25 protein-coding genes, 1 pseudogene and 1 riboswitch are annotated in these 25282 nt (G+C 69.6%); of the genes and pseudogenes, 22 read left to right on the top strand and 4 right to left on the bottom strand.

What is annotated here, in order from left to right; translation table 11 throughout:
* Window positions 1-231: replication initiator (locus BMZ82_RS42730; RefSeq protein ID WP_371271274.1), on the bottom strand; the 231-nt coding region annotated here is incomplete at its 3' end.
* Between the two features lie 136 nt (window positions 232-367).
* Window positions 368-1021 (bottom strand): annotated as a pseudogene (locus BMZ82_RS42725) (replication initiator); the annotation flags it as partial.
* Window positions 1022-1339: 318 nt separating this feature from the next.
* Between BMZ82_RS42725 and BMZ82_RS21765 the strand changes: the two are divergent.
* From BMZ82_RS21765 to BMZ82_RS21750, 5 genes are all read left to right on the top strand, one after another.
* Window positions 1340-1771, top strand: coding sequence for a GntR family transcriptional regulator (locus BMZ82_RS21765; protein WP_093778264.1), 432 nt, complete (start codon window positions 1340-1342; stop codon window positions 1769-1771).
* 517 nt (window positions 1772-2288) lie between these two features.
* On the top strand, window positions 2289-2564 hold the full coding sequence (locus tag BMZ82_RS21760) for a hypothetical protein (protein ID WP_256252036.1): 276 nt from the start codon (window positions 2289-2291) through the stop codon (window positions 2562-2564).
* Window positions 2561-2971, top strand: coding sequence for a type II toxin-antitoxin system VapC family toxin (locus tag BMZ82_RS21755; protein ID WP_093778262.1), 411 nt, complete (start codon window positions 2561-2563; stop codon window positions 2969-2971). Before BMZ82_RS21760 ends, BMZ82_RS21755 begins: the two co-directional genes overlap by 4 nt.
* 147 nt (window positions 2972-3118) lie before the next feature.
* Complete coding sequence (locus BMZ82_RS40275) at window positions 3119-3646, top strand: hypothetical protein (RefSeq protein ID WP_143098888.1); 528 nt, start codon at window positions 3119-3121, stop codon at window positions 3644-3646.
* Between the two features lie 36 nt (window positions 3647-3682).
* On the top strand, window positions 3683-4165 hold the full coding sequence (locus tag BMZ82_RS21750) for a hypothetical protein (RefSeq protein ID WP_093778260.1): 483 nt from the start codon (window positions 3683-3685) through the stop codon (window positions 4163-4165).
* Window positions 4166-4964: 799 nt separating this feature from the next.
* Here the strand turns inward: BMZ82_RS21750 and BMZ82_RS21745 are convergent.
* Window positions 4965-5369, bottom strand: coding sequence for a hypothetical protein (locus BMZ82_RS21745; RefSeq protein ID WP_093778258.1), 405 nt, complete (start codon window positions 5367-5369; stop codon window positions 4965-4967).
* Between the two features lie 264 nt (window positions 5370-5633).
* On the opposite strand from BMZ82_RS21745, the gene BMZ82_RS21740 reads away from it, so the two are divergent.
* From BMZ82_RS21740 to BMZ82_RS21655, 17 genes are all read left to right on the top strand, one after another.
* Window positions 5634-6464, top strand: coding sequence for a glycoside hydrolase domain-containing protein (locus BMZ82_RS21740; RefSeq protein ID WP_093778256.1), 831 nt, complete (start codon window positions 5634-5636; stop codon window positions 6462-6464).
* A 33-nt stretch (window positions 6465-6497) separates the two neighbouring features.
* Complete coding sequence (locus BMZ82_RS21735; protein ID WP_256252035.1) at window positions 6498-6830, top strand: hypothetical protein; 333 nt, start codon at window positions 6498-6500, stop codon at window positions 6828-6830.
* Between the two features lie 30 nt (window positions 6831-6860).
* On the top strand, window positions 6861-7499 hold the full coding sequence (locus tag BMZ82_RS21730; protein WP_093778254.1) for a hypothetical protein: 639 nt from the start codon (window positions 6861-6863) through the stop codon (window positions 7497-7499).
* A 147-nt stretch (window positions 7500-7646) separates the two neighbouring features.
* Window positions 7647-8294, top strand: a complete 648-nt coding sequence (locus BMZ82_RS21725; protein ID WP_093778252.1) for a SurA N-terminal domain-containing protein — start codon at window positions 7647-7649, stop codon at window positions 8292-8294.
* A 208-nt stretch (window positions 8295-8502) separates the two neighbouring features.
* Entirely contained in the window at window positions 8503-9504 is a 1002-nt protein-coding gene (locus BMZ82_RS21720; RefSeq protein ID WP_093778294.1) for a nucleoside triphosphate pyrophosphohydrolase, read from the top strand.
* A gap of 221 nt (window positions 9505-9725) precedes the next feature.
* Entirely contained in the window at window positions 9726-10895 is a 1170-nt protein-coding gene (locus tag BMZ82_RS21715; RefSeq protein ID WP_256252038.1) for a helix-turn-helix domain-containing protein, read from the top strand.
* Between the two features lie 139 nt (window positions 10896-11034).
* Entirely contained in the window at window positions 11035-11205 is a 171-nt protein-coding gene (locus BMZ82_RS40800; RefSeq protein WP_177244594.1) for a hypothetical protein, read from the top strand.
* Window positions 11202-11426, top strand: coding sequence for a hypothetical protein (locus tag BMZ82_RS21705; protein ID WP_093778246.1), 225 nt, complete (start codon window positions 11202-11204; stop codon window positions 11424-11426). The genes BMZ82_RS40800 and BMZ82_RS21705 overlap by 4 nt, the downstream gene beginning before the upstream one ends.
* Window positions 11427-11824: 398 nt before the next feature.
* Window positions 11825-13123, top strand: a complete 1299-nt coding sequence (locus BMZ82_RS21695; protein WP_093778242.1) for a cytochrome P450 family protein — start codon at window positions 11825-11827, stop codon at window positions 13121-13123.
* 204 nt (window positions 13124-13327) lie between these two features.
* On the top strand, window positions 13328-14386 hold the full coding sequence (locus BMZ82_RS21690) for a LysM peptidoglycan-binding domain-containing protein (protein ID WP_093778240.1): 1059 nt from the start codon (window positions 13328-13330) through the stop codon (window positions 14384-14386).
* A 204-nt stretch (window positions 14387-14590) separates the two neighbouring features.
* Window positions 14591-14760: riboswitch (cyclic di-AMP (ydaO/yuaA leader) on the top strand.
* A 3-nt stretch (window positions 14761-14763) separates the two neighbouring features.
* Window positions 14764-15489 (top strand): LysM peptidoglycan-binding domain-containing protein, encoded by a 726-nt coding sequence (locus BMZ82_RS21685; protein WP_093778237.1) that lies wholly within the window; start codon window positions 14764-14766, stop codon window positions 15487-15489.
* Between the two features lie 399 nt (window positions 15490-15888).
* Window positions 15889-17169: a phosphopyruvate hydratase gene (eno, locus tag BMZ82_RS21680; protein WP_093778292.1), complete on the top strand. Its 1281-nt coding sequence runs from the start codon at window positions 15889-15891 to the stop codon at window positions 17167-17169.
* Between the two features lie 93 nt (window positions 17170-17262).
* Window positions 17263-17739 carry an FtsB family cell division protein gene (locus BMZ82_RS21675; protein ID WP_093778235.1) on the top strand — a complete coding sequence of 159 codons (477 nt, stop codon included), beginning with the start codon at window positions 17263-17265 and terminating at the stop codon, window positions 17737-17739.
* A gap of 62 nt (window positions 17740-17801) precedes the next feature.
* Window positions 17802-18368, top strand: a complete 567-nt coding sequence (locus tag BMZ82_RS21670; RefSeq protein ID WP_093778233.1) for a DUF501 domain-containing protein — start codon at window positions 17802-17804, stop codon at window positions 18366-18368.
* On the top strand, window positions 18365-19306 hold the full coding sequence (locus tag BMZ82_RS21665) for a Ppx/GppA phosphatase family protein (protein WP_093778231.1): 942 nt from the start codon (window positions 18365-18367) through the stop codon (window positions 19304-19306). Before BMZ82_RS21670 ends, BMZ82_RS21665 begins: the two co-directional genes overlap by 4 nt.
* A 432-nt stretch (window positions 19307-19738) precedes the next feature.
* Window positions 19739-21133: an NAD(P)/FAD-dependent oxidoreductase gene (locus BMZ82_RS21660; RefSeq protein WP_093778229.1), complete on the top strand. Its 1395-nt coding sequence runs from the start codon at window positions 19739-19741 to the stop codon at window positions 21131-21133.
* A 239-nt stretch (window positions 21134-21372) separates the two neighbouring features.
* The gene (locus BMZ82_RS21655; RefSeq protein WP_093778227.1) at window positions 21373-22668 is read left to right on the top strand and encodes an SAM-dependent methyltransferase; all 1296 of its coding nucleotides are present in this window, start codon (window positions 21373-21375) and stop codon (window positions 22666-22668) included.
* A gap of 62 nt (window positions 22669-22730) precedes the next feature.
* Here BMZ82_RS21655 and BMZ82_RS21650 read toward each other — a convergent pair whose 3' ends face one another.
* The gene (locus BMZ82_RS21650; protein WP_093778225.1) at window positions 22731-25259 is read right to left on the bottom strand and encodes an ABC transporter permease; all 2529 of its coding nucleotides are present in this window, start codon (window positions 25257-25259) and stop codon (window positions 22731-22733) included.
* Window positions 25260-25282 lie beyond the last annotated feature (23 nt).

Genomic DNA, 25282 nt, shown 5'->3' with positions numbered 1-25282 from the left:
GAGGTGCCAGGCGGTGTGGATCATGCGGCGGGCGTGGTCGGTGATGTCGTGGGTGGCGAGTTCGGCGAGGAGTCGGAGGCGGCGGTCGAGGGTGCCGGTGGTGGTCTCGGCTCCTTTGGTGGCGTACTTGGCGATGTAGGCGGCGACGTGCCGCTCGGTTACCGGGCTGCCACCGGTGAAGTCGGTGTTGCGGATTGCTCGGACGTCGATCTGCCGCCCGAACCGGAACACCAACCGCTCTGCCCGATCTGAGGTTTGGGGCGGGGACGTGGGGATGTCCGCGGTGGGCTGCGGTTGTTTCGGTGGTTTGCCCTCGTGGTGGACGCGGGTGCGTGTGGCGGCGGCGCGGACGGCGTGGTCGAGGAGCTGGGAGGTGGCCCAGGTGGGCGGGGTGCTGCTGGGGCCGGTGGGTCCGTCGAGTCGGATGACGGCATGGAAGTGGACCTGTCCGCGTTCTTGGTACTCGGCGACCTTGGCGTACGAAAGCGTGGCGTGGTGGCGCAGGGTCCGCTGAGTCAGTCCGCCGGCCTTGGCGATCTCCCGTCGCAGGTGGGTGGTGAAGCGTGCCCACAGGGCTGGTGGGGACGGTCTTGCCGCCGCGTAGTCCGGCGGCGATGAGTTGGTAGGTGTCGTAGCGGTAGACGGTGGAGCAGGCGGGGCAGCGGGTGGCGCGGCGGTTGCCGCAGCGGACCAGCAGTTCGCCCGCCGGGAGTCGGCCGGAGTCGAAGTGGTCGAGGATCTCGCCGGTCGTGCTGTCGAGTCGGGTGCGGTGCCCGGTGAGGCGGATCGGGTGCGCGCAGCCGCCGAGTCCGGCTATCTGCCGTGTGAGGGGTGCGAGTTGGCCGGTGGCGGCGAGTTTTGCCAGCTTGGCGGTGAGCCTGGCGCGGCGCTCCAGCGCCGACCGCCCTGCCGTCGAGGTGGTGACGTGCGCCGGGCAGGTCGGTGTCGTGAACGCCGACGACGAGGGGCGCGAAGCGGCTGGAACGGCTGCGGGGTACGGGAGTTGGAGCTGCGCGGGCATGCGGAACGGGGCCTTTCGGCGGGAGCGCGGAAGCGGTACGGCGCGGGGTGACGTGGGCAGGCCGAAGTTGTCGGCTCACAGGGGAACGGGGGCGCCTCGAAGTTGGGCGCGGGGGCCGGACCAGGGGTCTGTCGGCGGGCGCGGTGGTGATCACCGGCGGGTGTGGGACGTTAACATCGCCTCACGGGCGCATTCAAGTACATCCCTCCTGATTCCTTTCTGGTGGGTGGTGGGACGCGGGTAGTGTGGGGCCGGTTTCCGGGTTTGGACGGGCCGGATTGTGCTGGTAGTGGGCGTGGAAAGCGGGGGTGACCGGGCGTGGTGGTGGGGCGGCGCGGGCGGAGGCCGGCGGGCAGCGGGGTGCCGCTGACGTTCGAGGTGATCGCCGGGACCCTGCGCGAGCGCATCCACTCCGGGGGGCTGCGGCCGGGGGACGCGTTGCCGACGCAGGCCGTGTTGATGCGGGAGTTCGGGGCGGCGAGCCTGACCGTGCAGAAGGCCATGGCCCTGCTGAAGCAGGAGGGGTGGGCGGTCTCCCGCCCCGGCAAGGGAGCCTTCGTCGCCGACCACGACCACGTCGCCGACGATGCTGATGACCTCGATGGCCCGGAGGCGACCGCACCCGTCGGCGGGACGACGGCCCGTGTCGAGGCGTTGGAACGGGCGCTTGCCGAGGCCGCTCAGCAGATTGCTGACCTTCGTGGCCGTGTCGAGGCCCTGGAGTCGGGTGGCGGCGAGCGGGGCCGCTGACCCGCCGTGCCGGGCGGGCACGGGGCGTGCGTTCAGATTTTCTCTACGAGGTTCAAGGCGGGCTCCGCCCGCCGGAGCTGGCCGCCGTCGCCGACAAGTCCGCCGTTCGCTCGGAAGGTCAGTGGCGCCGCAGACGGCGAGCCGTACCGGCAGCCGGGGTATGACCCAGGGCTGGGGGAGCGGCAACCAGCCAGCTTGTCGGGCCGACCTTCAACATCCGTCGCCGGGCTCACCGAGGGCGGTGGCCGACACCGCCTCCAGCGGGGAGCGATACCCCCTCTCGGCGGCCCTCCCCACCCAGCCTCCGCGCTGCCGCGCTGGTGGGGGCACCAGCATCGCCCCGACGTCTGAGGGCCGCTCTCCCCGGCGAACGGGCCGCCGGGGGAAGTGCCAGAATGGGACGCACGCGGGGACAACGGCCAAGGTCCTGGCAATCCTCGATTGCCCGCCCGTCAGCGGGGGTGAACCTCTGCCGATCCAGATGTCCGCGGCTGCGGGACCGTCCTACACTGCTGGCGTGACCGCTGCATACGACTACGAGGACATGCACCACCTGGTGGACCGGCTCACCCCGACCCAGGTGCGACGCCTGCGCCTGCTCGTCACCCAGGACGAAGAACTGTCACAGGTTGCCCAGTCGCTGCCGGTAGTCGACGCGAATGAGGACGAGGAGTCGGTCCCGGCCGGGCTGCTGGCCCTGATCGGCAGCGTGAACGGACCAGAGGATCTGGCTGAACGGCACGACGACCACATCCGCGAGCGGATGCGCGAGCGCTTCGGCGACTCGGCGTGATCGCCACGGTCCTGGACACCGGACCCCTGGCTGCGGCGTTCAACGCGGCCGACCGGCGTCACCCGGAGTGCGCCTCCCTGCTGACGTCGCTGACCGGCCGCCGTCTGCTGCCCAGCCCGGTCATGACCGAGGTCTGCTGGCTGCTGGAGCGCTGGCCCCAGGTCGAAGCAGCGTTCCTCGCCGAGGTCGCACGGGGAACATTCGAGCTGGTCCACCTCACTCCCACCGACCTGACGCGCATGGCTGAGCTGGTCCTCCAGTACGCCGACTTTCCGCTCGGCGGAGTCGACGCCTCGGCCATCGCGGTGGCCGAACGCTTCGACGTGGACCGGGTAGCCACCCTCGACCGGCGGCACTTCAGCGTCGTCAAGCCCGCCCACGTCCCCGCGCTGACCCTCCTGCCGTAGCCCGACCAGCGGTCTGCACCCCTGACGGCAGCGCTGACGGCAACAACCACGGACTCCAGGGCACAGCCACGGACACCAGCGGAACCCGAAACCGCCGGTGACCTGCGAAAACGCAGGTGGGGAGGGGTCGCGTAGCACACGTACTATGTGCTGGCGGGGGCCACGCCGGTCCTGGTCCACAATGTCGACGTCAACTTGGTGTCGGCGGCAGCCTGTCCGATTCACGGTGTCAAGACTCCGCAAGAACTGGGCGGCGATGCACAGGCGTTGCACGATGCCAACATCTCAAAGCTGCAGCACCCGCCGACGAACGGCAACAAACTGGCTGACCAAGGGACCACGGTGGCCACCGGCGAGCTCGGGGGTGAATTGGTGTATTCCACCAATAACAACCGTGCCTCCGTCGCCCTGAAGGCACTTGCCAAATCGATGGGATACCGGCGGATCTCCGGTGTCGACTACATCACCAGGGGACCCGGTGGGCAAGCTCTGCAGACTGACGCGGAACAAATCCTCTTCAACGCGGTGGAAGATGGATCGCTGGAATGGGAGGGCACCGTGGTCGCGTCGCGGCCGGCCTGCGGCCCCGAGCGTCAGAACTGCGCGGCGAGAGCGGACGACTTCCCTGGTGTGCAACTCTTCGAGCAGTCCCGAGTGGCTCCATGGGATCGATGAGAACGCCGGCGAAGTCGGCAAAGCAGGAGGTGTGACATGAGTCTCTGGGATGTGCGTGCGAGTGAATGGGGCGAAGTGCTGGAGGGGATCTCTCCGCTGGAGCGTGGTGAGATCTCCCGGGAGGTTGTGAAAGGCTCGCTTGGTTTCTTCCGCCCCTCGTTCGACGAGGTGTTTGCCGAGGACACGGTTCGGTTCGTGCGGTCGGTCCTTGGGGAGTCGGCCCGCCCGGGGGGCGTGGACAGCGTCGAGGCGGACGAGATCTCGGGCCGCTTGTACACCCTGGCGGAGCAGGATCCTGCGATCGGGACCGCTTCGCTGGCGGCGGCCTTGTCGCTGTTCTTCGACTGCGCGGCCACAGACTTCGACGCGGAATCGGTGCTGGAAATTCTTTCCGCCTGCTACGAGGCGGTACTTCACACCGAAGGCCTCTCTCAAGAGGTCCTCGAATCCGAGACGGACAACGACAATTGCTCCCGGCTCATCGATTTTCAATGGGAAGTGATTACGCGATTCGCCTGATGCGCCAGGGGCCCGTACTGGGCGGCGTACCGCGACGACGAACAAGCCTCCCCGCGGAGCGCCTCTCCATGGCTGGAAGGCGTTCCCGATGCAATGCGAGAAACCGGCTTCTCGATCTGGAGCGTTTCGACCCGGGCGGCCAGTTTCCTGAGGCAGGCGAGAATTTTGACAGTGCAGATCAGAAGGATGGACCGGGCTCGGCACCACCAGGCCACGTTCTTCGCGTCACGCCGTCTGCAAGGTGCCTCTGTCGGACATCGCGATGCCGGAGGAATGGGGCATCGATCCGGCGGCGGTCGAAGTTCAACTCCGTCAGGGCGCGGCCCGGCTGGACGGTGATCCCGACTACGGCTTCCAGCAGGCCTTCGACCGGTTGAGCCAGGCGGCACTGTTCGAGTCCGGGTGGGACGAGCGAGGAGCAGACGGACACCATCGTCGTCCGCACCCGGGAACTGGCCCACTACCTCGACGGGTACCTGTGACGACACGTTGATGGTCGTGCCGGGGGAGGAGGACCGCGAGCGCCACCTCATGAGTGTCGCCGACCCACTTCGCGCCCATGGGCTGGGCTATTTCGACACCCGAGATCTCGAAGTCGAGGGCCGGTGCCACGAGACGATCCTGACGACTGCCGACGCACCGACCTGCCGGGCTCGTGACGGGACGCGAACTGCCGGTCCTCTGCGACGGTTACAGCCGCGAGCCGGTGGCGGTACTCAGGGCGTTCGCACGCCACTGAAGTCCGAGTCCTTCCGCTGCCACGCCGCCGCGCTCGGCGGCCGGCTACCCCTCACGTCGCCTACCGCCCGTACGGATACCCCTGCTGATACGGCTGTCCCTGAGGCGGCATGACCGCCCCGTACGCCGACTGGGGCACGGGGACCTTCTTGTCGAACACGGCGAACAGCAACAGCCCCGTCGCCGTCAGCAGGGTCACCATGACGGCGACGCCGAGGAGGGGGTCCCCGTCGCCGCCAGCCGTGATCACTGCCCACGGCAGGCTCACGCACTCGTACAGCGCGAACGAGGCGAAGGCCGTCCAGTCCGAGGAGTGCCCGCGGCGGATCGCCACGTAGAGGAAGGGCACCCAGATCAGGAGGCCCAGTGAGCCCCACACCAGGACCCCCCAGGCCAGCCGCTGGAACCAGCCACCCTCCAGCCGTCTCTCCGCGCCCGTCGCCGTCGGCATGGTCGGTGTCGTCATGTCGCCCCCCAAGTCACCAGGGGGCAAGGGTAGGACACGGACGGGCCGTACCGGGGCGTCGCTTCTTTACTGTGACATGAGCGAATCTTGTGGCCATAGGGGACGTGTGTTTCCCGATTAGTGGGACGCCGCGGGTTACCGTGCGATCCGTCCGGTGCGGACGTCGAGTCGACACCGTATCGTCGCACCGGATCAGGGGACTTCAGCCTGATACGGGCATACGCGGCGGCACCGCCGTACGAAAAGACGAACGATGGGGTGGGGATGGCCGAGCACCGGCAGTCCAGGAAGCGCAGATACATAACGTGGGGCGTGGCCGGCGCGGCCGTCCTCGCGGGGGCCGGGATAGCGGCGCAGACCTCGATGGCGGCCACCGTCTGGCCCGCCCAGAAGACGTACACCGGGCGTGCCTTCGACGCCTGCACAGCGCCTTCCCTGGCCGCGATGAAGGCATGGAAGACCGACGGCTACTACGGCGGCGCGGCCGTCTACGTGGGCGGCAAGAACCGCGGCTGCAACCAGCCCAACCTGACCGCGTCCTGGGTGAAGTCGGTCAACTCGCTCGGCTGGAAGCTCATCCCGCTCTACGTCGGCGCTCAGCCGCCCTGCCAGACCGGCTCCAGCCCCGAGAAGATCACCGCCGCCACGGCCACCTCCCTCGGCGCCACCGACGCGGCGGACGCCGTCGCCAAGTCGTCCGCGCTCGGCATGAAGACCGGCAGCCCGATCTACCTCGACATGGAGGCGTACGACATCACCAACAAGGCGTGCAACGACGCCGTGTTGGCGTACGTCCGCTCCTTCACCAAGACGCTGCGCGCCAAGACGTACCGGGCCGGCTACTACGGCTTCAGCAGCTCCAGCGCCAAGGCGATCGCCACCGCGACGAACAAGACGGACCTGCCGGGCAACCTCTGGTACGCGCTGTGGGACAAGAAGGACACCACGACCACCGACTGGCCGTGGGGCGCCACCCAGTACACCGACCACAGCCGCGGCCACCAGTTCCTGGTCAACAGCAAGGAGACCCGCGGCGGCTACACGATCACCGTGGACCGCGACACGTGGGACGCGCCGGTCGCCATCGTCGGCTGAACCGGATCACACGAGGCGCGAGGAGGGCGGGACATGAAGGTTGTCTTCGCGGGGGCGGTGGCCGGCGCGGCGTTGCGCACGCCCGTCGCCCGGGTGGGCTTCACACTGCTGCCCGTCCTCAGCCTGGGGCTGCTGTGCCCTGTCCCGTCCCTCGTCCTTGCCCTGCGCCGACGCTCCCGGGCCGACTGGCGTGCCTTCGCCGCCTTCAGCGCGGTGCTGGCGGCCTGGATCACCGAACTCGCGCTGACCCCGGTCGACACACACGGGGCGCTGTTCGCGCTCGACGCGCTGCTGATCGCCCTGTCGACGGCCGGCGCCGCCACGCACGCGTGGCGGGCCTGGCCGCGGCGGTCGGCCGGGGAATAGGCGAGTAGGGGAAGCAGGGGAGCGGCGGCGATGAGCAAACAGGTCCGGCAGGTGTCCCAGGCGCGGGCCGCCCGGGCGGCGCAGCGGGCGGACGCGGCGCGCAACGGGCGGGCGTTCGCTCTCGGGCGCGCCGCCGTCACATGGCTGCGCGCCCTGCGCGGGCGCACCCTCGCCCTCATGGCGGGCGGACTCGTGGTCGCGGCGGCCCTCACGGTGACCGCCGTCCTCCTCTTCTCCCACGACGACCGTCCCGTCGTCCCCGACACCCGCGCCCGCGCGTACAACGACGTCGACGCCTGCCTCCTCACCGGTGACAAGGGCATCGCCTCCGACACCACCGCGGCCGCCGTCTGGCAGGGCATGCAGGACGCGTCCCTGAAGACGCACACGCGCGTGAGCTACGCGCCGGTGACCGGCGAACAGAGCACCGGCAACGCGCGCCCCTTCCTCAACGGCCTCCTCCAGCGCTCCTGCGATGTCGTACTCGCCGTGGGAAACCCCGAGGTCACGGCGGCGGAGGCGACGGCTCCGCAGTACAAGAAGGTCGACTTCGTCCTCGTGGGAGGTTCCCCGCGCGCGGGTGCGAACGTGCGCGTCGTCGCCACGGGTGACGGCCTGCGCGCCGACATCGCGGACGCGGTCAAGCACGCGGTGGACGCGCGGGGCTGAGCCCTCGCACCGACGAGCGGGCGCGGCGGTGCCCGAAGTCCTGGTGAATCGTTGGTCGAATGGGTTGGCCCGAGCCGTCCCACTGCCTACCATCGATCACCGCAAGACTTTGTGCACCGTCGCACAATCTCCGACCGGGAGGTTCCCTTGCACCGCCGTCGTCGTCGCACCGCGCTCCTGCTGTCCGCCGCGATCGCGGCGGCCCCCCTCCTCACCGCCTGCGGGAGCGACGCGCATCCCGGCGCGGCGGCCGTCGTCGGAGACCAGCGGATCACCGTCGCGCAGTTGGAGAACCGGGTGAAAGAGGTGCGCACGGCCCAGCGCGCCGCGGTCAAGGGCGACGCGCAGTACGCGCAGGCCATCGCCCGGACCGGCACCCTCACCCGCGACACCCTGCACGGCATGGTCCTCGACCAGGTGCTGCACCGGGCCGCCGAGGACGCGGGCGTCACCGTCAGCCGCCGGGAGGTCCAGCAGATGCGGGCCGGCCTGGAACAGCAGGCGGGCGGCGCGCAGGGCCTGGAGGCGGCCTGGCTCCAGCAGTACGGCATCCCGCCGCAGCGCCTCGACGAGAACCTCCGCCTCCAACTGGAGGCCCAGAAACTCGCCACCCAGCTCGGCACGAACACCAGCCAGCCCGCCTTCTGGAACGCCCTGTCCAAGGCGTCCAAGGCCCTCGGCGTCGACCTCAACCCGCGCTACGGCGCCTGGGACGCCCAGAAGGTCGCCCGCGTCGACGCGAAGACGCCCTGGGTCCGCGAGATCACGACGGCGCAGACACAGCAGACGACGTGACGGTACGGCGCTGACCAGCGCGGTGCGGCGGCGACGCGTGCCGAGGAACGAGCCGGTATGACTTAAGTACCGGGGCTGTGGACAACTCGTGAGGCTGTCGGCGGGTGTGGGCTACGTTCGAGGTGTGAACGCATCCAGCGCAGCCAGTGCATCTGGCGCACCCGGCGTATCCGGCGCACCCGGCCCATCTGGTGCACCCGGCGCATCCATCGGCCCCGCCGACGTCGAAGGCACCTTCGTCCCCGGCCGCATCGTCCTGCTCACCACCAGTCACCGCGTCGCCCCCGGCCTGCTGTCCTGGCCCGCCTGGCAGGCCCTGCGCACGGCGGACCGGGTGCTGTGCGCGGACGGCGCGCATCCGCAGCTCCCCTATCTGCGGGACGCCGGCATAGCGGTCGAGGAGACCTCCCCGACCGCCGAGGAACTGGTCACCGCCTGCGCCGACGGCCGCACGGTCGTCGTCGTGGCCACCGGCGAGGGCGAGCCGGCCCTCACCGACGGCCTGGCCCGCCTGGCCGGCTCCGGCCGCGTGTCGATGCCCGAGCTGGAACTCCTCCCCGCTTCCTACGACCTCCCGGGCGCCCGGCTCCTCGACCTCGTCCAGGTCATGGACCGCATCCGCGCCGAGTGCCCGTGGTCCTCCCAACAGACCCACCAGGGCCTGGCGAAATACGCGATGGAGGAGTCGTACGAACTGGTCGAGGCGATCGAGGACGGCGACCGCGACGAACTCCGTGAGGAACTGGGCGACGTCCTGCTCCAGGTCGTCTTCCACGCGCGGATCGCCGAGGAGGACGAGGAGTCCCCGTTCTCCGTCGACGACGTCGCGGGCACGATCGTCGCCAAGCTCATCCACCGCCACCCCCATGTCTTCGGCGACGCCACGGTCACGACCCCGGAGGAGGTGAGGGAACAGTGGCTGCGCATGAAGGCGGTCGAGAAGCGGCGGGAGTCGGTCACGGACGGCGTCCCCCTCCACCAGCCCGGCCTGGCCCTCGCCGCGAAACTGGCCGCCCGGGCCCGGACGGCGGGCCTGGACGTACCACTGCCGACGCCCGAGGGCGGCATAGGTATCGAGGGCATCGGCTACGAGCTGCTGGCTCTCGCCGCCCGGGCCGAAGCGGAGGGCGTCGACCCGGAGGCGGCCCTGCGTGCGGCGGCCCGTGCCTATCGGGACGCGATCCGGGCGACCGAAGGGGTGGTGGGTTAGTACGGTGGCTTCCTGAGCTGGCTGCGCGGCGCGGGGGGCTGGTATGGGTGGGCAGGACGGGCAGTCCCTTGCCGACCAGCGCCTCTCGAAGAACCCCGCTCACCACGACGAACCCGCCCACGCGGGCTCTTGGGTTCACTGTCTGACGTGGCGGGCGTCGGCGTCGTACCGTCGATGGCGTGAGCGAACACCTGGGAGACAAGGTCAAGCGGCTCCGAAAGATGTCCGACTTGACGCAGGAAGGGCTGGCTGAGCAGTCGGACGTATCCGTCGACGTCATCCGGAAGTTGGAGCAGAGACAGCGCGGTTCCGCCACGTTGCCGACGCTTCACGCCCTTGCGAAAGGGCTGGGCGTCGAGTTGACGACACTCCTGGGGGACCCTCCTGGCGTGCCATCGACCGGCGCAGCCGAACCGCCCCAACTTGTCGCCGTGCGACGCGCCATCATGCCGCCGCTCTTCGCGCCGCCCCCGGAACCGAAGCGTGCAGACAAGCTCACACTGCCGCTCCTGCGGGCCGAGATCGCCGATGCCTGGACGCTCTATCACGACGCCGAGTTCGGGCGACTGATGGAGCTGCTGCCGGACATCATCAACGATGCCCGGTTCCTCGCTTCCGTCGGCGCTGACGACGAACGAGCCGCCGGCCAGGCCGCGTTGGGCAAAGCCCTTCAACTCGGCGGGCATCTCGCCATCCGCATGGGGAAGACAGACCTTTCCCTGTCGGCGCTGGAGCGCGCCATGAACGCTGCCGCAGACTCCTCCGACCCGCTGCTTTCCGCGATGATCAGCAACAGTGTCGCGTGGAACTACCAGCGGCAGAACCGGCTTGACGATGCAACCAACCTGGCGATCTACGCGGCCGACAACGTCCAGTGCAACCATGCGACGGACGCTTCAGGCGTTCGCGTATGGGGCGGGCTGCTTATGTCGGCCGCGACGAGTTACGCCAGAGGCGGGGACTACGAGCGGGCCGACGAGATGATGCGCACGGCGGAGAAAGCCGCGGGACGCGTCGCCAAGATGCCCGCCCCGGAGGATGGACGGCTCGTGTCCGTCTTCAGCAAGTCGTCCGTTCGTATCGAGCGCGTCCGCCTGGCCGTTCAGCACGGACGCCCTGAGGAGGCGCTGACGCTCGCCAAGGGGATGCGTCTCAGCAAGGACACCCCGCCATCGTGGCGCACTTGGTTGCTCCTCGACGTGGCATGCGCTCACGCTGACGTCGGCAACGCGGAGGGGGCCGTGAAGGCGCTGGAGTCACTACGTCGGGTCGCACCGACGTGGATGCGCCATCACACGCTCGCTGTCGCCATCGTCCGTGATCTGTGGGAATTGCCTGTAAGACCTGCGGGACTGCGTTCGATCGCCGAGTTCCTCGGTGTGGTCGCTTAGCGTCGCCAATGTAGGACGCTGCGTCCCTGTCGGTCGCCTCCGTTACGCGAAAGCCTTGGGCTAATGACGCGGCGTGACGGAGGTACAGGGATGGGCGTTACTGAACCCGCCCGGGGTTGCCGAGATTCCGTGGCCCCCCGTGTTCACGAGACCCGCGCCGTTTCCAGAGTGCCGGGAGTGCGCCGTATTCGACCGGGAGTGGGTGCAGGCGACGACGCCGAACACCGACACCTACGACCCGTCGAGGTCGACGGACATCGTGGTCCTCATGCGCCGGCACAAGATCGAGACGCATGGAGGGGCGAAGTGACAGACCGCTGTGAAACGAGACCGCCGGCCTTCGGCGCCGTCGTGAAGGACGTCGAGCGGAACAAGTTCGGGGAGTTCCGGGCGGTGGAGTGCGGCCGGTTCTATCTGCGGCCCGTCGGGGGCGGGCGGGAATGGGACGCGCCGGCGTCCGACGTCCGCCAGGCCACGTACGCGGAGACGAAGCGGGTCTGTGCGGCGAGCAGTGAAAGGGGTCGGACGTGATCGGGGATCTCTTCCCGGAAGTCGACTCCACCGAACAGCTCGACGACGTGTTGACTGATCACTACGTGGAGTGCTCCAAGTGTGTCGACATGGTTGCCGTCGAAGACGGGCTGGACCCCGTTCAGTGGGCCAAGGACCACAGGAGACTGCGGCCGTGGCACACCACGTTCCGCACGCGTCGCTGCACGAGGTTCAGCGTGCCGGAGGCCCCGAGCCGTGGACGGCCCGACCAGCCGTCTGACGCGCCGGCCACGTCGCCGCCCCGTCGCCCCTCCGAGGAGTAGGAGGGGTAGGCAGAGGCCGGAGCCCCGCTCGTCTGACGCCCTCAGTCGGATGAGCGGGGCTTCTTGCTACCCCTATAGAGAGGGGGCGCGCAAAGCGCTGCGTACTGTCGTTGCATGCTGCACGACGAGCCCGAGCCCGCCATCCCTGAACTCTTCTCGTGGGAGTTCGCAACCGACCCCTACGCCACGTACGCGCATCTCAGGGACAACGAACCAGTGAGGTGGACGCGGCTCCCAAGTGGCGTGGAGGCGTGGCTCGTCACCCGCTACTCCGACGCACGCAACGCGCTGGCGGACAGCCGGCTGTCGAAGAACCCTGACCATCACGTGCCAGGCGAGTCGGACGAACCCGCCCACGCCAAGGGCAAGACCGGAATCCCCGGTGAGCGTAAGGCCGAGTTGATGACGCATCTGCTCAATATCGATCCGCCGGACCACACGCGGTTGCGACGGCTTGTCAGCAAGGCGTTCACTCCGCGCCGGGTCGCCGAGTTCGCGTCCCGGGTGCAGGAACTGACGGACCAGCTCATCGACCGGTTCGCCGCCGAGGGTGAGGCCGATCTCATCCACGACTTCGCCTTCCCCCTCCCCATCTACGCGATCTGCGACCTGCTGGGTGTCCCGCGCGAGGACCAGGACGACTTCCGGGACTGGGCCGGGATGATGATCCGGCACGGCGGGGGACCGCGTGGCGGGGTCGCGCGGTCGGTGAAGAAGATGCGCGGCTATCTGCTGGAGCTCATTCACCGCAAGCGTGCGGAGCTCCCCGCCGACCCGGCCCCCGGCGAGGACCTCATCTCCGGCCTCATCCGCGCCTCCGACCACGGCGAGCACCTCACCGAGAACGAGGCCGCCGCCATGGCCTTCATCCTTCTCTTCGCCGGTTTCGAGACGACCGTCAACCTCATCGGCAACGGCACCTACGCCCTCCTCACTCACCCCGAGCAGCGCGAACGCCTCCAACGGTCGCTCACCGAGGACGGCGGCGACCGCACCCTCCTCGAAACCGGCCTCGAGGAACTCCTGCGCTACGACGGCCCCGTCGAGCTCGCCACCTGGCGGTTCGCGACCGAGCCGCTCACCATCGGCGGGCAGGACATCGCCGCCGGCGACCCCGTCCTCGTCGTCCTGGCGGCCGCCGACCGCGACCCGGCCCGCTTCACGGACCCCGACACGCTCGACCTCTCCCGCCGCGACAACCAGCACCTCGGCTACGGCCACGGCATCCACTACTGCCTGGGCGCCCCGCTGGCCCGTCTGGAGGGCCAGACCGCGCTGGCCACCCTCCTCACCCGGCTGCCCGACCTCCGACTGGCCGCCGACCCGGCCGACTTGCGCTGGCGCGGCGGCCTCATCATGCGCGGCCTGCGGACGTTGCCGGTCGAGTTCACTCCGGAGCGTTCCGGTACATAACGGGTATGGATGTGATCGGTCGTCAGTCGGGGTGTGGACATTCGGCGGACGGGAGGTGATCGGACCTCAATTCTGTGATCTTCACGTGATCTGCGCGGCATTAACTTGTGACAAGTGATCGTGTGCCGATACGTTCACTCGTCAGCGCGACGCCTCGGTTCCACTCGTCGCGCCGGCCACCGCTGTCCAGAGAAGGGCCCCCGCATGCTCTCCGGGAACGGTCGTCACCGTCGCCCCCGTCAGGCTCCGGCCCTCCTCGTCGCGGCAGGAGTGACCGGCTCCGCCATCGCCATCCCGCTGCTCGCCGCCTCCGGCGCGAGCGCCGCCGACGGCACGGTGTGGGACAAGGTGGCGCAGTGCGAGACCGGCGGCTCGTGGAGCGCCCACAAGGGCGACGGCGAGTACGGCGGCCTGAGCCTCACCCAGAAGCAGTGGGAGACGTACGACGGGCTCGACTACGCGGCGAGCCCCGACCTGGCCAGCCGCAACCAGCAGATCGCCGTGGCGCAGAAGCTGCTCGCCGCCGAGAACATCGGCGCCTGGGGCACCTGCGGGCTGACCTCCGGGCTCACCCAGCAGAACGGCGCGCTGAACGTCGACACCGGCGTGGCCGACGACTCGTCCGAGTCGTCCATATCCAACGGATTGTCCGACCTGTCCAAGGGATCGTCAGATTCGTCAGATTCGTCGGGGTCCTCGGAGTCGTCCGGATCGTCCAGTTCATCCGACTCTTCCGACTCTTCCGACTCCTCGAAGTCCTCTGAAGCCGGCGACAGTTCGACCGACTCGCCCGGCTCACCCGACTCGTCCGATGATGCATCGAGTTCGCCGTCAAAGTCCCCTTCATCCTCTACACCCCCTTCGCCCTCTTCATCCTCTTCCTCCCCCGGCAAGGGTGACGCACAGGGTTCCGACAGTTCGTCCACGGGGAGTGCAAATAAGGACGACTCGGATAAGTCGCTCCAGGATGTGGGCTCTTGGAGCCTCGTCGACACCGGTTCCCTCGGTGCCGGCCGTCACCGTGGCGACGCCGCCGACGCCACTGCCGATGTCGCCGACGCCGCCGACGTCGCGCCCGCCTCTACCGGTCGGCATGCCGCAGCCGCCTATGTCGTCCAGGCCGGCGACTCTCTCGCCTCTATCGCCGACTCCCTTGGCCTCGACGGCGGATGGCGCGCCCTCTATGCCGAGAATCGGGACCTCATCGGTGCCGACCCGAGTGACATCGTCCCCGGTCAGACCCTCGACACAGGGGTTGAATAGGGCGCAAAGCCCAAGAAAAACAGCGGGAGTTCACGTCACACTTCGCGCCGAATGTCCGGTTTGGTGAAAGTGTGGGATGAGTCTCAGAAGCCCTGATCGTCTTTGGAATTCGGCCGATCGCGTGTCTACGGTCGAGGCCGCTCGGCAACCCGAGCCCCGGCCGTCGCAACGCCGAATCCTGCCAGCGGCGCCCCGGGAACAGTCGTCGCGCAAGCGCCGTAGGCAGGAGCGGGGGACCCAGGTAGGTGCCGCACCGGGCAGTTGACCGGAGCGGCTTGGGGTGAAGCCGTGCCTCGTGAAAGCGAGAGCGCGGCCGGGCAACTCAACCGGCCCGAACCCGACAGCTCACCTCGTAGGCGTCGGTGAGGGGATCCACCATGCTGTTTTCCGGTAAGGGCAAGCACCGTCGTCCGTCCAAAGCCACCCGCGTCGCCGCCATGGCCGGCGTGACCGGTGTCGCCATCGCCGCCCCGCTGATGGTGGCCGGCAACGCCTCCGCCGCCACCGCCTCCGAGTGGGACACGGTCGCCCAGTGCGAGTCCGGCGGCAACTGGTCCATCAACACCGGCAACGGCTACTACGGCGGCCTGCAGTTCTCCGCCTCCACCTGGGCCGCGTACGGCGGCACCGCCTACGCCTCCACCGCCGACCAGGCCAGCAAGTCCCAGCAGATAGCCATCGCCGAGAAGGTCCTCGCGGGCCAGGGCAAGGGCGCATGGCCGGTCTGCGGCACCGGCCTGTCCGGCGCCGCCTACACCGGCGACAGCTCCTCCGACACGTCCTCGTCCTCCTCGTCGAGCAGCTCGAACACCTCCAGCAGCTCCGGCTCCTCGGACAGCAGCGCCGCCACCCGTTCGACCGAGCAGCAGAGCGCCACCCGCTCGACCGACCGCCCGGCCGCCTCCAAGACGGTCACCACGCCGACCGGCAAGAAGGTCAAGAAGGGCGACGGCGAGTACAAGGTCGTCAAGGGCGACACCCTCAGCTCGATCGCCGAGAAGCACAAGGTCAAGGGTGGCTGGCAGCAGCTCTTCAAGCTGAACAAGGACATCGTCGAGGACGCCGACCTCATCTTCCCGGGCCAGCAGCTCCACCTGAAGTGACATCCGGGCCTGGAGTGACGTCCGGGCCTGACGTGACGTCCGGCCCGACGTGACAACAGGCTCTCAGAGAAGCCACAGTGCCCTCACAACCGAGGTCGGCACACTGAAGACCTCGTGAGGGTCACCCCCGTCCCCACGGGCCCCCGCTCCGGTGCGTGTTCCCCCGTACCCGCCGGAGCGGGGTTTCTCTTTGCCTGTTCGACATGTCCCGTCCGCCTTTCTGGACCGCCCCCTTTGTTCCGACCGGAAACAATAGGTAGGGTCGGTCCGTCCGGAGGGCGGTCGGTCGGCTGCCGACGCCGCTCGGGCGGTTAGGCTCTAGTCGCAAGGCTCAGCACGGGCTCATCACGGCCCGCGCGCCCCGCACTTCCAGCGTCACATCCCAAGAAGGAGATGCTCGTGCCGTCCATCGACGTCGTCGTAGCCCGGGAAATCCTCGACTCGCGAGGCAACCCCACCGTCGAGGTCGAGGTCGGCCTCGACGACGGCAGCACGGGTCGTGCCGCCGTTCCGTCCGGCGCCTCCACCGGTGCCTTCGAGGCCATCGAGCTGCGCGACGGTGACCCCAACCGCTACGGCGGCAAGGGTGTCGAGAAGGCCGTCCTCGCCGTCATCGAGCAGATCGGCCCGGAGCTCGTCGGCTACGACGCCACCGAGCAGCGCCTGATCGACCAGGCCATGTTCGACCTGGACGCCACCGACAACAAGGGCTCGCTCGGCGCCAACGCCATCCTCGGCGTCTCCCTCGCCGTCGCGCACGCCGCCTCCGAGGCGTCCGACCTCCCCCTCTTCCGCTACCTGGGCGGACCGAACGCGCACCTGCTGCCCGTTCCGATGATGAACATCCTGAACGGCGGCTCGCACGCCGACTCCAACGTGGACATCCAGGAGTTCATGATCGCCCCGATCGGCGCGGAGTCCTTCTCCGAGGCGCTGCGCTGGGGCGCCGAGGTCTACCACACCCTCAAGAAGGTGCTGAAGACCAAGGGCCTGTCCACCGGCCTCGGCGACGAGGGCGGCTTCGCCCCGAACCTGGAGTCCAACCGCGCCGCCCTCGACCTCATCATCGAGGCCATCAAGCAGGCCGGTTACATCCCGGGCGAGCAGATCGCGCTCGCGCTCGACGTCGCCGCGTCCGAGTTCTACAAGGACGGCAAGTACGAGTTCGAGGGCAAGTCCCGCTCGGCCGCCGAGATGACCGAGTACTACGAGGAGCTCGTCTCCGCGTACCCGCTGGTCTCCATCGAGGACCCGCTGTACGAGGACGACTGGGCCGGCTGGAACACCATCACCGCGAAGATCGGCGACAAGGTCCAGATCGTCGGCGACGACCTCTTCGTCACCAACCCCGAGCGCCTCGCCCGTGGCATCGAAGAGGGCTCGGCCAACGCCCTGCTCGTCAAGGTCAACCAGATCGGCTCGCTGACCGAGACGCTGGACGCCGTCGAGATGGCCCAGCGCAACGGCTTCAAGTGCATGATGTCCCACCGCTCCGGCGAGACCGAGGACGTCACCATCGCCGACCTCGCCGTCGCCGTGAACTGCGGCCAGATCAAGACCGGCGCCCCGGCCCGCTCGGACCGCGTCGCCAAGTACAACCAACTGCTGCGCATCGAGGAGATCCTCGACGACGCCGCCGTCTACGCCGGCCGCAGCGCCTTCCCCCGCTTCAAGGGCTGACACCTTTGTAGGAAGCGTCGTACGTACGTCCCCGTACTCGGTCCCGTACCGTGTGCGGGGACGTACGCACATGGGAGACGGGAGGCGGGGGACATGGCCGTGAAGGACCGGGACCGGTTCTCCACCGCGACGCGGATCAAGCTGCTCGGGGAGCAGACCGCGGCCCGGGTCTACCGCTCCCAGACCAAACGCCAGGCCCGCCGCTCCCGTCTCACCGGCCGCGCCGCGCTGCTCGCCCTCGTCCTGTGCACGCTGATCGTGGCGCTGGCCTACCCCATGCGCCAGTACGTCTCCCAGCGCGCCGAGATCGCCGACCTGGAGCGCGAGCAGCGGCAGGCCAGCGAGCGCGTCGAGCAACTGCGCGACCTCAAGGCACGCTGGCAGGACGACGCGTACGCCGAGCAGCAGATCCGGCAGCGGCTGCACTACGTGCTGCCGGGGGAGACCGGTTACGTCGTGATCGACCCGGACGCGGCCAAGCAGTCCCGCGCCGACCTCGGAGCGGCCGACCGCCCCTGGTACGCGAACGTCTGGGACGGCGTCGACAAGGCCGACGCCTCCGACCAGTGAACTGACCGCCAGCAAGCACCGCCAGCAAGCACCGCCAGAGAGCACCGGTAGAAAGAACAGGCATGGAAACGCCCCCGCCGACCACCCCGCGCACCGAGCCCACCGACGCGGACGTCGAGGCCTTCAAGCAGCAGCTCGGGCGCCCGCCGCGCGGCCTGCGCGCGATCGCGCACCGCTGTCCGTGCGGTCAGCCGGACGTCGTCGAGACGGCCCCCCGCCTGCCCGACGGCACGCCCTTCCCGACGCTGTACTACCTGACGTGCCCCAAGGCCAACTCGGCGATCGGCACGCTCGAGGCGAACGGCGTGATGAAGGAGATGACGGAGCGGCTGCGGACCGACCCGGAGCTGGCCGCCGCCTACCGCGGCGCGCACGAGGACTACCTCCGGCGCCGCGACGAGATCGAGGAGCTGAAGAACTTCCCCAGCGCGGGCGGCATGCCGGACCGGGTGAAGTGCCTGCACGTGCTGGTGGGCCACTCCCTGGCGGCCGGCCCGGGCGTGAACCCGCTCGGCGACGAGGCCCTCGCGATGCTCCCGGAGTGGTGGCGCAAGGGCGCGTGCGTGGTGCCGGCACCGGTCCGGGAGGACCCGGCCCACGAGGACACGGTCAACGAGGACGCCCGGTGACCCGCGTCGCCGCCGTCGACTGCGGTACGAACTCGATCCGGCTGCTCGTCGCCGACGCCGACCCCAAGACGGGCGAACTGGTCGACCTGGACCGCCGGATGACGATCGTCCGCCTCGGCCAGGGCGTCGACCGCACCGGCCGGCTGGCCCCCGAGGCGCTGGAGCGGACCTTCGCGGCCTGCCGGGAGTACGCGGCCGCGATCAAGGAGCACGGCGCGGAGCGGCTGCGCTTCGTCGCCACCTCCGCCTCCCGGGACGCAGAGAACCGCGACGAGTTCGTGCGCGGGGTACTGGACATCCTGGGCGTCGAGCCCGAGGTCATCACCGGCGACCAGGAGGCCGAGTTCTCCTTCACCGGCGCGACGAAGGAACTGAAGGGCCGCGCGGACCTCGCCAAGCCCTACCTGGTGGTGGACATCGGCGGCGGCTCCACGGAGTTCGTCGTCGGCGACGAGCACGTCCGGGCCGCCCGCTCGGTCGACGTCGGCTGCGTACGGATGACCGAACGGCACCTGGTCGTGGACGGCGAGGTCACCGACCCGCCCACCGCCGGCCAGATCGCGGCCATGCGCGCCGACATCGAGGCGGCCCTCGACCTCGCCGAGCGGACGGTCCCGCTGCGCGAGGCGCACACCCTGGTCGGCCTGGCGGGTTCCGTGACGACGATCTCGGCGATCGCGCAGGAACTGCCCGCGTACGACTCGGAGGCCATCCACCACTCCCGCGTCTCGTACGACACGGTCCGCGAGATCACCGAGTGGCTGCTGCGCTCCACCCACGCCGAGCGCGCGGCGGTCCCGTCGATGCATCCGGGCCGGGTGGACGTGATCGCGGCGGGCGCGCTCGTACTGCTGACGATCATGGAGCGGATCGGCGCGGACGAGGTCGTCGTGAGTGAGCACGACATCCTCGACGGCATCGCCTGGTCCCTCTGCTGAGCAGGGACGAAGCCCGTTTGAGCGGGTCGGAGGGGCTCGCGCAGGCCCTGCGCGAGCCCCTCCGACCCGCTCTCGCGACACTCCGTCGGAAAAGTTCGTGAAGTTCTTCACAAGGAATTCGGCCCTGTCGGAGGACATGAGCGCCCCGGTTGGCCCTTCCGGGGGCTCGACACCCGTGTGAACGTGTTCAAAAGAGGCGTGCGCGGACGTTTCGCGGAGGTGCCGGGAAGGTGTGCCGCGGACCCCTCACGGAGGCCCTCCGGACCCGGAGAGGCAGCTCACGCGGCATTGACAACGGCGCCATGGGGGCACAGGTTCCCGTTCCGCGCCATGACGTGGATCACGCGAGTCGCGGAGGATAGCACACACCCTCCACAAGCTTGTGAAGGGGCGCACGAGCGACCCCCCTGGACCGGGTGGATACTCGATGGCATGAGCACCACGGAGCGTCCCAGGATCCTCGTAGTAGGCGGTGGGTACGTAGGCCTGTACGCAGCTCGGCGCATTCTCAAGAAGATGCGCTACAGCGAGGCGACCGTCACGGTCGTCGACCCCCGGTCGTACATGACCTACCAGCCCTTCCTCCCCGAAACCGCCGCCGGCAACATCTCCCCGCGTCACGTCGTCGTCCCACTGCGACGCGTGCTGCCCAAGGCGGAGGTTCTCACCGGCCGGGTCACCACCATCGACCAGGACCGCAAGGTCGCCACGATCGCCCCGCTGGTCGGCGAGGCGTACGAGCTGCCCTTCGACTACCTGGTGATCGCGCTCGGCGCGGTCTCCCGCACCTTCCCGATCCCCGGCCTCGCCGAGCAGGGCATCGGCATGAAGGGCGTCGAGGAGGCCATCGGCCTGCGCAACCACGTCCTCGAGCAGCTCGACAAGGCCGACTCCACGACCGACGAGGAGATCCGCCGCAAGGCGCTCACCTTCGTCTTCATCGGCGGCGGTTTCGCCGGTGCGGAGACCATCGGTGAGGTCGAGGACCTGGCTCGCGACGCGGCCAAGTACTACAAGACCGTGTCCCGCGAGGACATGCGCTTCGTCCTCGTCGACGCCGCGGACAAGATCCTGCCCGAGGTCGGCCCGAAGCTCGGCCAGTACGGCAAGGAGCACCTGGAGAGCCGGGGCGTGGAGATCTACCTCTCCACCTCCATGGACTCCTGCGTCGACGGCCACGTCGTTCTGAAGAACGGCCTCGAGGTCGACTCGAACACGATCGTCTGGACGGCCGGCGTCAAGCCGAACCCGGTCCTGGCCCGTTACGGCCTCCCGCTCGGCCCGCGTGGTCACGTCGACACCGCCGCGACCCTCCAGGTCCAGGGCACCGACTACATCTGGGCCGCCGGCGACAACGCCCAGGTCCCGGACATGGCCGCCCGCAAGGCCGGCGTGGAGAACGCCTGGTGCCCGCCGAACGCGCAGCACGCGCTGCGTCAGGCCAAGGTCCTCGGCGACAACGTGATCTCCGGTATGCGGGGCTTCCCGCAGAAGGAGTACGCGCACGCCAACAAGGGTGCGGTGGCGGGCCTCGGCCTGCACAAGGGCGTCGCGATGATCGTCATGGGCAAGATGAAGATCAAGGTCAAGGGCCGCCTCGCGTGGTACATGCACCGCGGCTACCACGGCATGGCGATGCCGACCTGGAACCGCAAGATCCGCGTCTTCGCCGACTGGACCCTCGGCATGTTCCTCAAGCGCGAGGTCGTCGCGCTCGGTGCGCTGGAGTCCCCGCGCGAGGAGTTCTACGAGGCCGCGAAGCCGGCCCCGGTCGCCGCGAAGCCGGCCGCCGAGAAGACCGAGGGCGAGAAGGCCAAGGCCTCCTGACCTCCGGTCACCCGGCTTCCGGTCCCCCGACCGTCGGCCACTGAAACACCCCCGAAGGGGCCGTCCGCCATCCGTGGTGCGGGCGGCCCCTTCGGCGTGTTCCGTGCGTTCCGTGGCTTCCGTGTGTTCCGTCGTCGAGTTTGCCCAGCCGTAATGCGCGTGGGGGACTGCGCTGCGGCTTCGCTGGTGTTTACGTGGTGTCAGGACATTCCGGGATCACCGTCACGGAGGTGTGCACCATGGCTGACGCCGCGCCGCGGCTCCATGCGCTTGTCGAACAGTTGCTGGGAGAACCGCTCCCGGTGCGCGTCCGCGCCTGGGACGGTTCGCAGGCGGGCCCGCCCGACGCGCCCGTTCTGGTCGTACGCAACCGCAGGGCCCTGCGCCGTCTCCTGTTCAAACCCGGCGAACTGGGCCTCGCCCGCGCCTGGGTGGCCGGCGACCTGGAGATCGAGGGGGACCTGTACGTCGCGCTGGACCTCGTCTCCGGCCTCTTCTGGGAGCGCGGCGAGGACGCCCGTACCCTCGCCCAGGCGCTGCGCGACCCCGAGGTCCGCGGGGCCGTCCGCGAGCTGGTGCGGCTCGCCGGGCCGCCGCTGCCGCCCGCCCCGCCCCGCGAGGAGGTCCGCCGCACCGGCCACCTGCACACCCGCCGCACCGACCGGCGCGCCATCAGCCACCACTACGACGTCGGCAACGACTTCTACGAACTCGTCCTCGGCCCGTCCATGGTCTACTCCTGCGCCTACTGGGAGTCCGGGTCCGGGGCCGGCACCCTGGAGGACGCCCAGCGCGACAAGCTCGACCTCGTATGCCGCAAGCTGGACCTGGGGCCGGGGAAGCGGCTGCTGGACGTCGGCTGCGGCTGGGGGTCCCTCGCCGTGCACGCGGCGCGCGAGCACGGGGCGCACGTCGTCGGGATCACGCTCTCCCAGGAGCAGGCGGCGTACGCCCGTAAGCGCGTCGCCGACGCCGGGCTCACCGACCGGGTCGAGATCCGCGTCCAGGACTACCGGGACGTCACCGACGGCCCGTTCGACGCGATCTCCTCCATCGGCATGGCGGAACACGTCGGCTCCGCGCAGTACCTGGAGTACGCGCACGCCCTGTGCGCGCTGCTGACACCGGGCGGCCGGCTCCTCAACCACCAGATCGCCCGCCGCCCGCAGCACGACGAGTCGACGTACGGCGTGGACGCCTTCATCGACGCCTACGTCTTCCCGGACGGCGAACTCGCCCCGCTGGGCAGCACGGTCGCCCAGCTCGAACGCGCCGGTCTGGAGGTCCGGGACGTCGAGTCGATCCGCGAGCACTACGCCCTCACCCTGCGCCGCTGGGTGGACCGTCTGGAGAGCGCCTGGGACCGGGCCGTCCACCTCACCAGCCCCGGCCGGGCCCGCGTCTGGCGGCTCTACATGGCCGCCTCCGCCGTCGCCTTCGAACGCAACCGCATCGGCGTCAACCAGGTCCTGGCCGTCCGCACCCCCGACGCCGGCGACTCCGGCATGCCCCTGCGCACCCGCACCTGGAACTGAAAAAAAAAGGGGGGAGGGCGCTGCCCGTCCGGGCCGTGCCCTCCCCCCCAACCACCTTCCCGCTACTCCGACTTGATCGCCGCCAGCATGTTCAGGCGGGACGCGCGGCGGGCCGGCCACAGGGCCGCCAGGATGCCGACGGCGGCGGCCAGGACCAGGAAGAGCGCCATCCGGCCCCAGGGCAGAACGAGTTCGTACGTCGTCATCTTCGGGCCGAGCAGTTCGCCGGCCGCCCAGCCGAAGAACACGCCCAGGCCGAGGCCGAGGACCGCGCCGAAGAGGGAGATGACGAGGGACTCCAGCCGGACCATCCGCTTGACCGAGCGGCGGTCCAGGCCGATCGCGCGCAGCATGCCGATCTCCTGCGAGCGCTCGAACACCGACATCGCGAGGGTGTTGACGACGCCGAGGACGGCGACGATCACGGCCATCGCGAGCAGCCCGTAGAGCATGTTCAGGATCAGCGTGAACGTCTTCGCGATCTCGTCGGAGAGGTCCTGCTTGCTCTGCACCTTGATCGCCGGGTTGGAGTCGAGGGCCTTCTCCAGCCGGTCCTTCGTGGCGTCGGAGGTGCCGCCGGACGTCTTGACCATGACCTGCATGTCGCCCGGGTCCGTCAGGTGCGGGGTGAGGTCCGCGTTGTCGAGGAGGATGCCCTCGATCAGCTCGTTGCCCTCGTACACCCCGGAGACCGTCAACTGCTGCTTCTTGCCGTCCTCGTAGTTCACCGTGAACGCCGAACCGGCCTTCCAGCCATGGGACTTGGCGGTGCGCTCGTCGACGACGACCTGCGCGCCGCCCACCTTGAACGCGCCGTCGTCGACCTTGAGGTCGGTCAGCTCGCCGATGGTGGAGCCGGTGACGCCGGTGAGGTACTCGGTCGTGCCGCCGATCCGGCCGGGCGCGTTGCGCAGCGGGCTGGTGGCGGTGACCCCGGCGGTGGCCTTCAGCTTCGCGTCGATGTCGGCGGAGAGTTCGTTGCCGTTCGCCATCGACACGACGTAGTCGGCGCGGATCGCGGAGGACGCCATCTTGTCGATGGCCTGCTGGAGACTGCCCGCCATGACCGTCATGCCGGTGATCAGGGTCAGGCCGATCATCAGCGCGGAGGCCGTGGCGGCCGTCCGGCGCGGGTTGCGCACCGAGTTCTGCCGGGCCAGGTTGCCGGCCACGCCGAAGATCCGCAGGACGGGGGCGGCGGCCGCGATCAGCGGGCGGGACAGCAGCGGGGTCAGGATGAAGACGCCGATGATGAGCAGGACCGCGCCGAACCCCATGGGGGCCTGGCCGTCGCTGCCGTCCATCGTCGTCGCGGCCAGCACCAGGGCGACGCCCGCCGCCGAGAACAGCGCGCCGAGGGTGTTGCGCAGGACGAGCGACTTGGTGGACGCGGTGGCGTGCACGCTGCTCATGGCCGCCACCGGCGGGATCCTCGCGGCGCGTCGGCCGGGCAGCCACGCGGCGAGCATGGTGATGACGACGCCCACGCCGAGGGCCGCGCCGACCGTGCCGGGCGAGACGACGAGCGGCCCGTCGGGGACGGTCGCCCCGAGCGTCCCGAGCAGCGAGCGCAGCCCGGCCCCGATGCCGATGCCGGCGGCCAGACCGGTCACGCCGGCGACCGTGCCGACGACGAACGCCTCGAGCAGCACCGACCGCGTGACCTGTCGACGGGACGCGCCGACGGCCCGCAGCAGCGCGAGTTCCTTGGTGCGCTGGGCGACCAGCATGGTGAAGGTGTTGGCGATGATGAAGGTGCCGACGAACAGCGCGATACCGGCGAAGACCAGCAGCGCCTGCTTCATCCCGCTCATCGACGCGGCGATCGTCTCGGCCTGGTCGTCGGCGAGTCGCTTGCCGGTGACGGTCTCGACCTGGCCCTTCGGCAGGGCGGCGTCCAGTGCGGACTTCAGCGCGCCCTGCGAGGTTCCGGCCGCCGCCCGCACGTCGATCTCGTCGTAGCTGCCGGTCTTGCCGAACAGGTGCTGGGCGGTCGCCGTGTCGAACAGGGCGAGGCTGCCGCCGGCGGCGACGTTGCCGTCGGCGGTGGTGAAGATCCCGGTGATCCTCGGGGTGAGGACGGGGCCGTCGACGGATATCCGTACGGTGTCGCCGACCTCGTATCCGGCCCGCTCGGCGGTCTTCGAGTCGATGACGACCTCGCCCGCGCCGCTCGGCGCGCGCCCCTCGGCCAGCGGGTACCGGGCGTCCTTGACGCCCCAGTAGTTGCCGCCCTGCGACTGGAAGCCGCCGCCGACGAGCTTGCCGTCCTTGTCGGCGATGGCGGTGAAGCCGCTGACGACGCCGACGGCGGACGCCGCGCCCGGGACCTTCGCGCTGCGCTCCAGCAGCGCCTGGGTCAGCTCGGGCGTCTTGACGATCCGGTCCCCGAGGTCCTCGGGGACCTTGGCGGTGACGGCGACGTCGACCTGGTCGAAGCCCTTCGCGGAGCTCTTCTGAAGGGCGTCGGAGATGGTGTTGGTGAAGACCAGGGTCCCCGACACGAAGGCCACGCCGAGCATCACGGCGAGCACGGTCATCAGGAGCCGGGCCTTGTGCGCGAGCACGTTGCGCAAGGCGGTACGGAACATTCTCTTGTCTCAGTTCTGTAGGT

Source organism: Streptomyces sp. yr375 (assembly GCF_900110755.1).
Classification (GTDB): domain Bacteria; phylum Actinomycetota; class Actinomycetes; order Streptomycetales; family Streptomycetaceae; genus Streptomyces.
Note: the sequence above shows the minus strand (reverse complement) of the source record. Positions and strands in the feature narration are given on the sequence as shown.

Excerpts from the sequence above, each read along its gene's own strand:
- BMZ82_RS21750 (WP_093778260.1), top strand. The coding sequence starts at position 3,683 with ATGAGTCTCTGGGATGTGCGTGCGAGTGAATGGGGCGAAGTGCTGGAG.
- BMZ82_RS21745 (WP_093778258.1), bottom strand. The coding sequence starts at position 5,369 with ATGACGACACCGACCATGCCGACGGCGACGGGCGCGGAGAGACGGCTG.
- BMZ82_RS21740 (WP_093778256.1), top strand. The coding sequence starts at position 5,634 with ATGGCCGAGCACCGGCAGTCCAGGAAGCGCAGATACATAACGTGGGGC.
- BMZ82_RS21735 (WP_256252035.1), top strand. The coding sequence starts at position 6,498 with ATGAAGGTTGTCTTCGCGGGGGCGGTGGCCGGCGCGGCGTTGCGCACG.
- BMZ82_RS21730 (WP_093778254.1), top strand. The coding sequence starts at position 6,861 with ATGAGCAAACAGGTCCGGCAGGTGTCCCAGGCGCGGGCCGCCCGGGCG.
- BMZ82_RS21715 (WP_256252038.1), top strand. The coding sequence starts at position 9,726 with ATGTCCGACTTGACGCAGGAAGGGCTGGCTGAGCAGTCGGACGTATCC.
- BMZ82_RS21695 (WP_093778242.1), top strand. The coding sequence starts at position 11,825 with ATGCTGCACGACGAGCCCGAGCCCGCCATCCCTGAACTCTTCTCGTGG.
- BMZ82_RS21690 (WP_093778240.1), top strand. The coding sequence starts at position 13,328 with ATGCTCTCCGGGAACGGTCGTCACCGTCGCCCCCGTCAGGCTCCGGCC.
- BMZ82_RS21685 (WP_093778237.1), top strand. The coding sequence starts at position 14,764 with ATGCTGTTTTCCGGTAAGGGCAAGCACCGTCGTCCGTCCAAAGCCACC.
- BMZ82_RS21675 (WP_093778235.1), top strand. The coding sequence starts at position 17,263 with ATGGCCGTGAAGGACCGGGACCGGTTCTCCACCGCGACGCGGATCAAG.
- BMZ82_RS21670 (WP_093778233.1), top strand. The coding sequence starts at position 17,802 with ATGGAAACGCCCCCGCCGACCACCCCGCGCACCGAGCCCACCGACGCG.
- BMZ82_RS21660 (WP_093778229.1), top strand. The coding sequence starts at position 19,739 with ATGAGCACCACGGAGCGTCCCAGGATCCTCGTAGTAGGCGGTGGGTAC.
- BMZ82_RS21655 (WP_093778227.1), top strand. The coding sequence starts at position 21,373 with ATGGCTGACGCCGCGCCGCGGCTCCATGCGCTTGTCGAACAGTTGCTG.
- BMZ82_RS21650 (WP_093778225.1), bottom strand. The coding sequence starts at position 25,259 with ATGTTCCGTACCGCCTTGCGCAACGTGCTCGCGCACAAGGCCCGGCTC.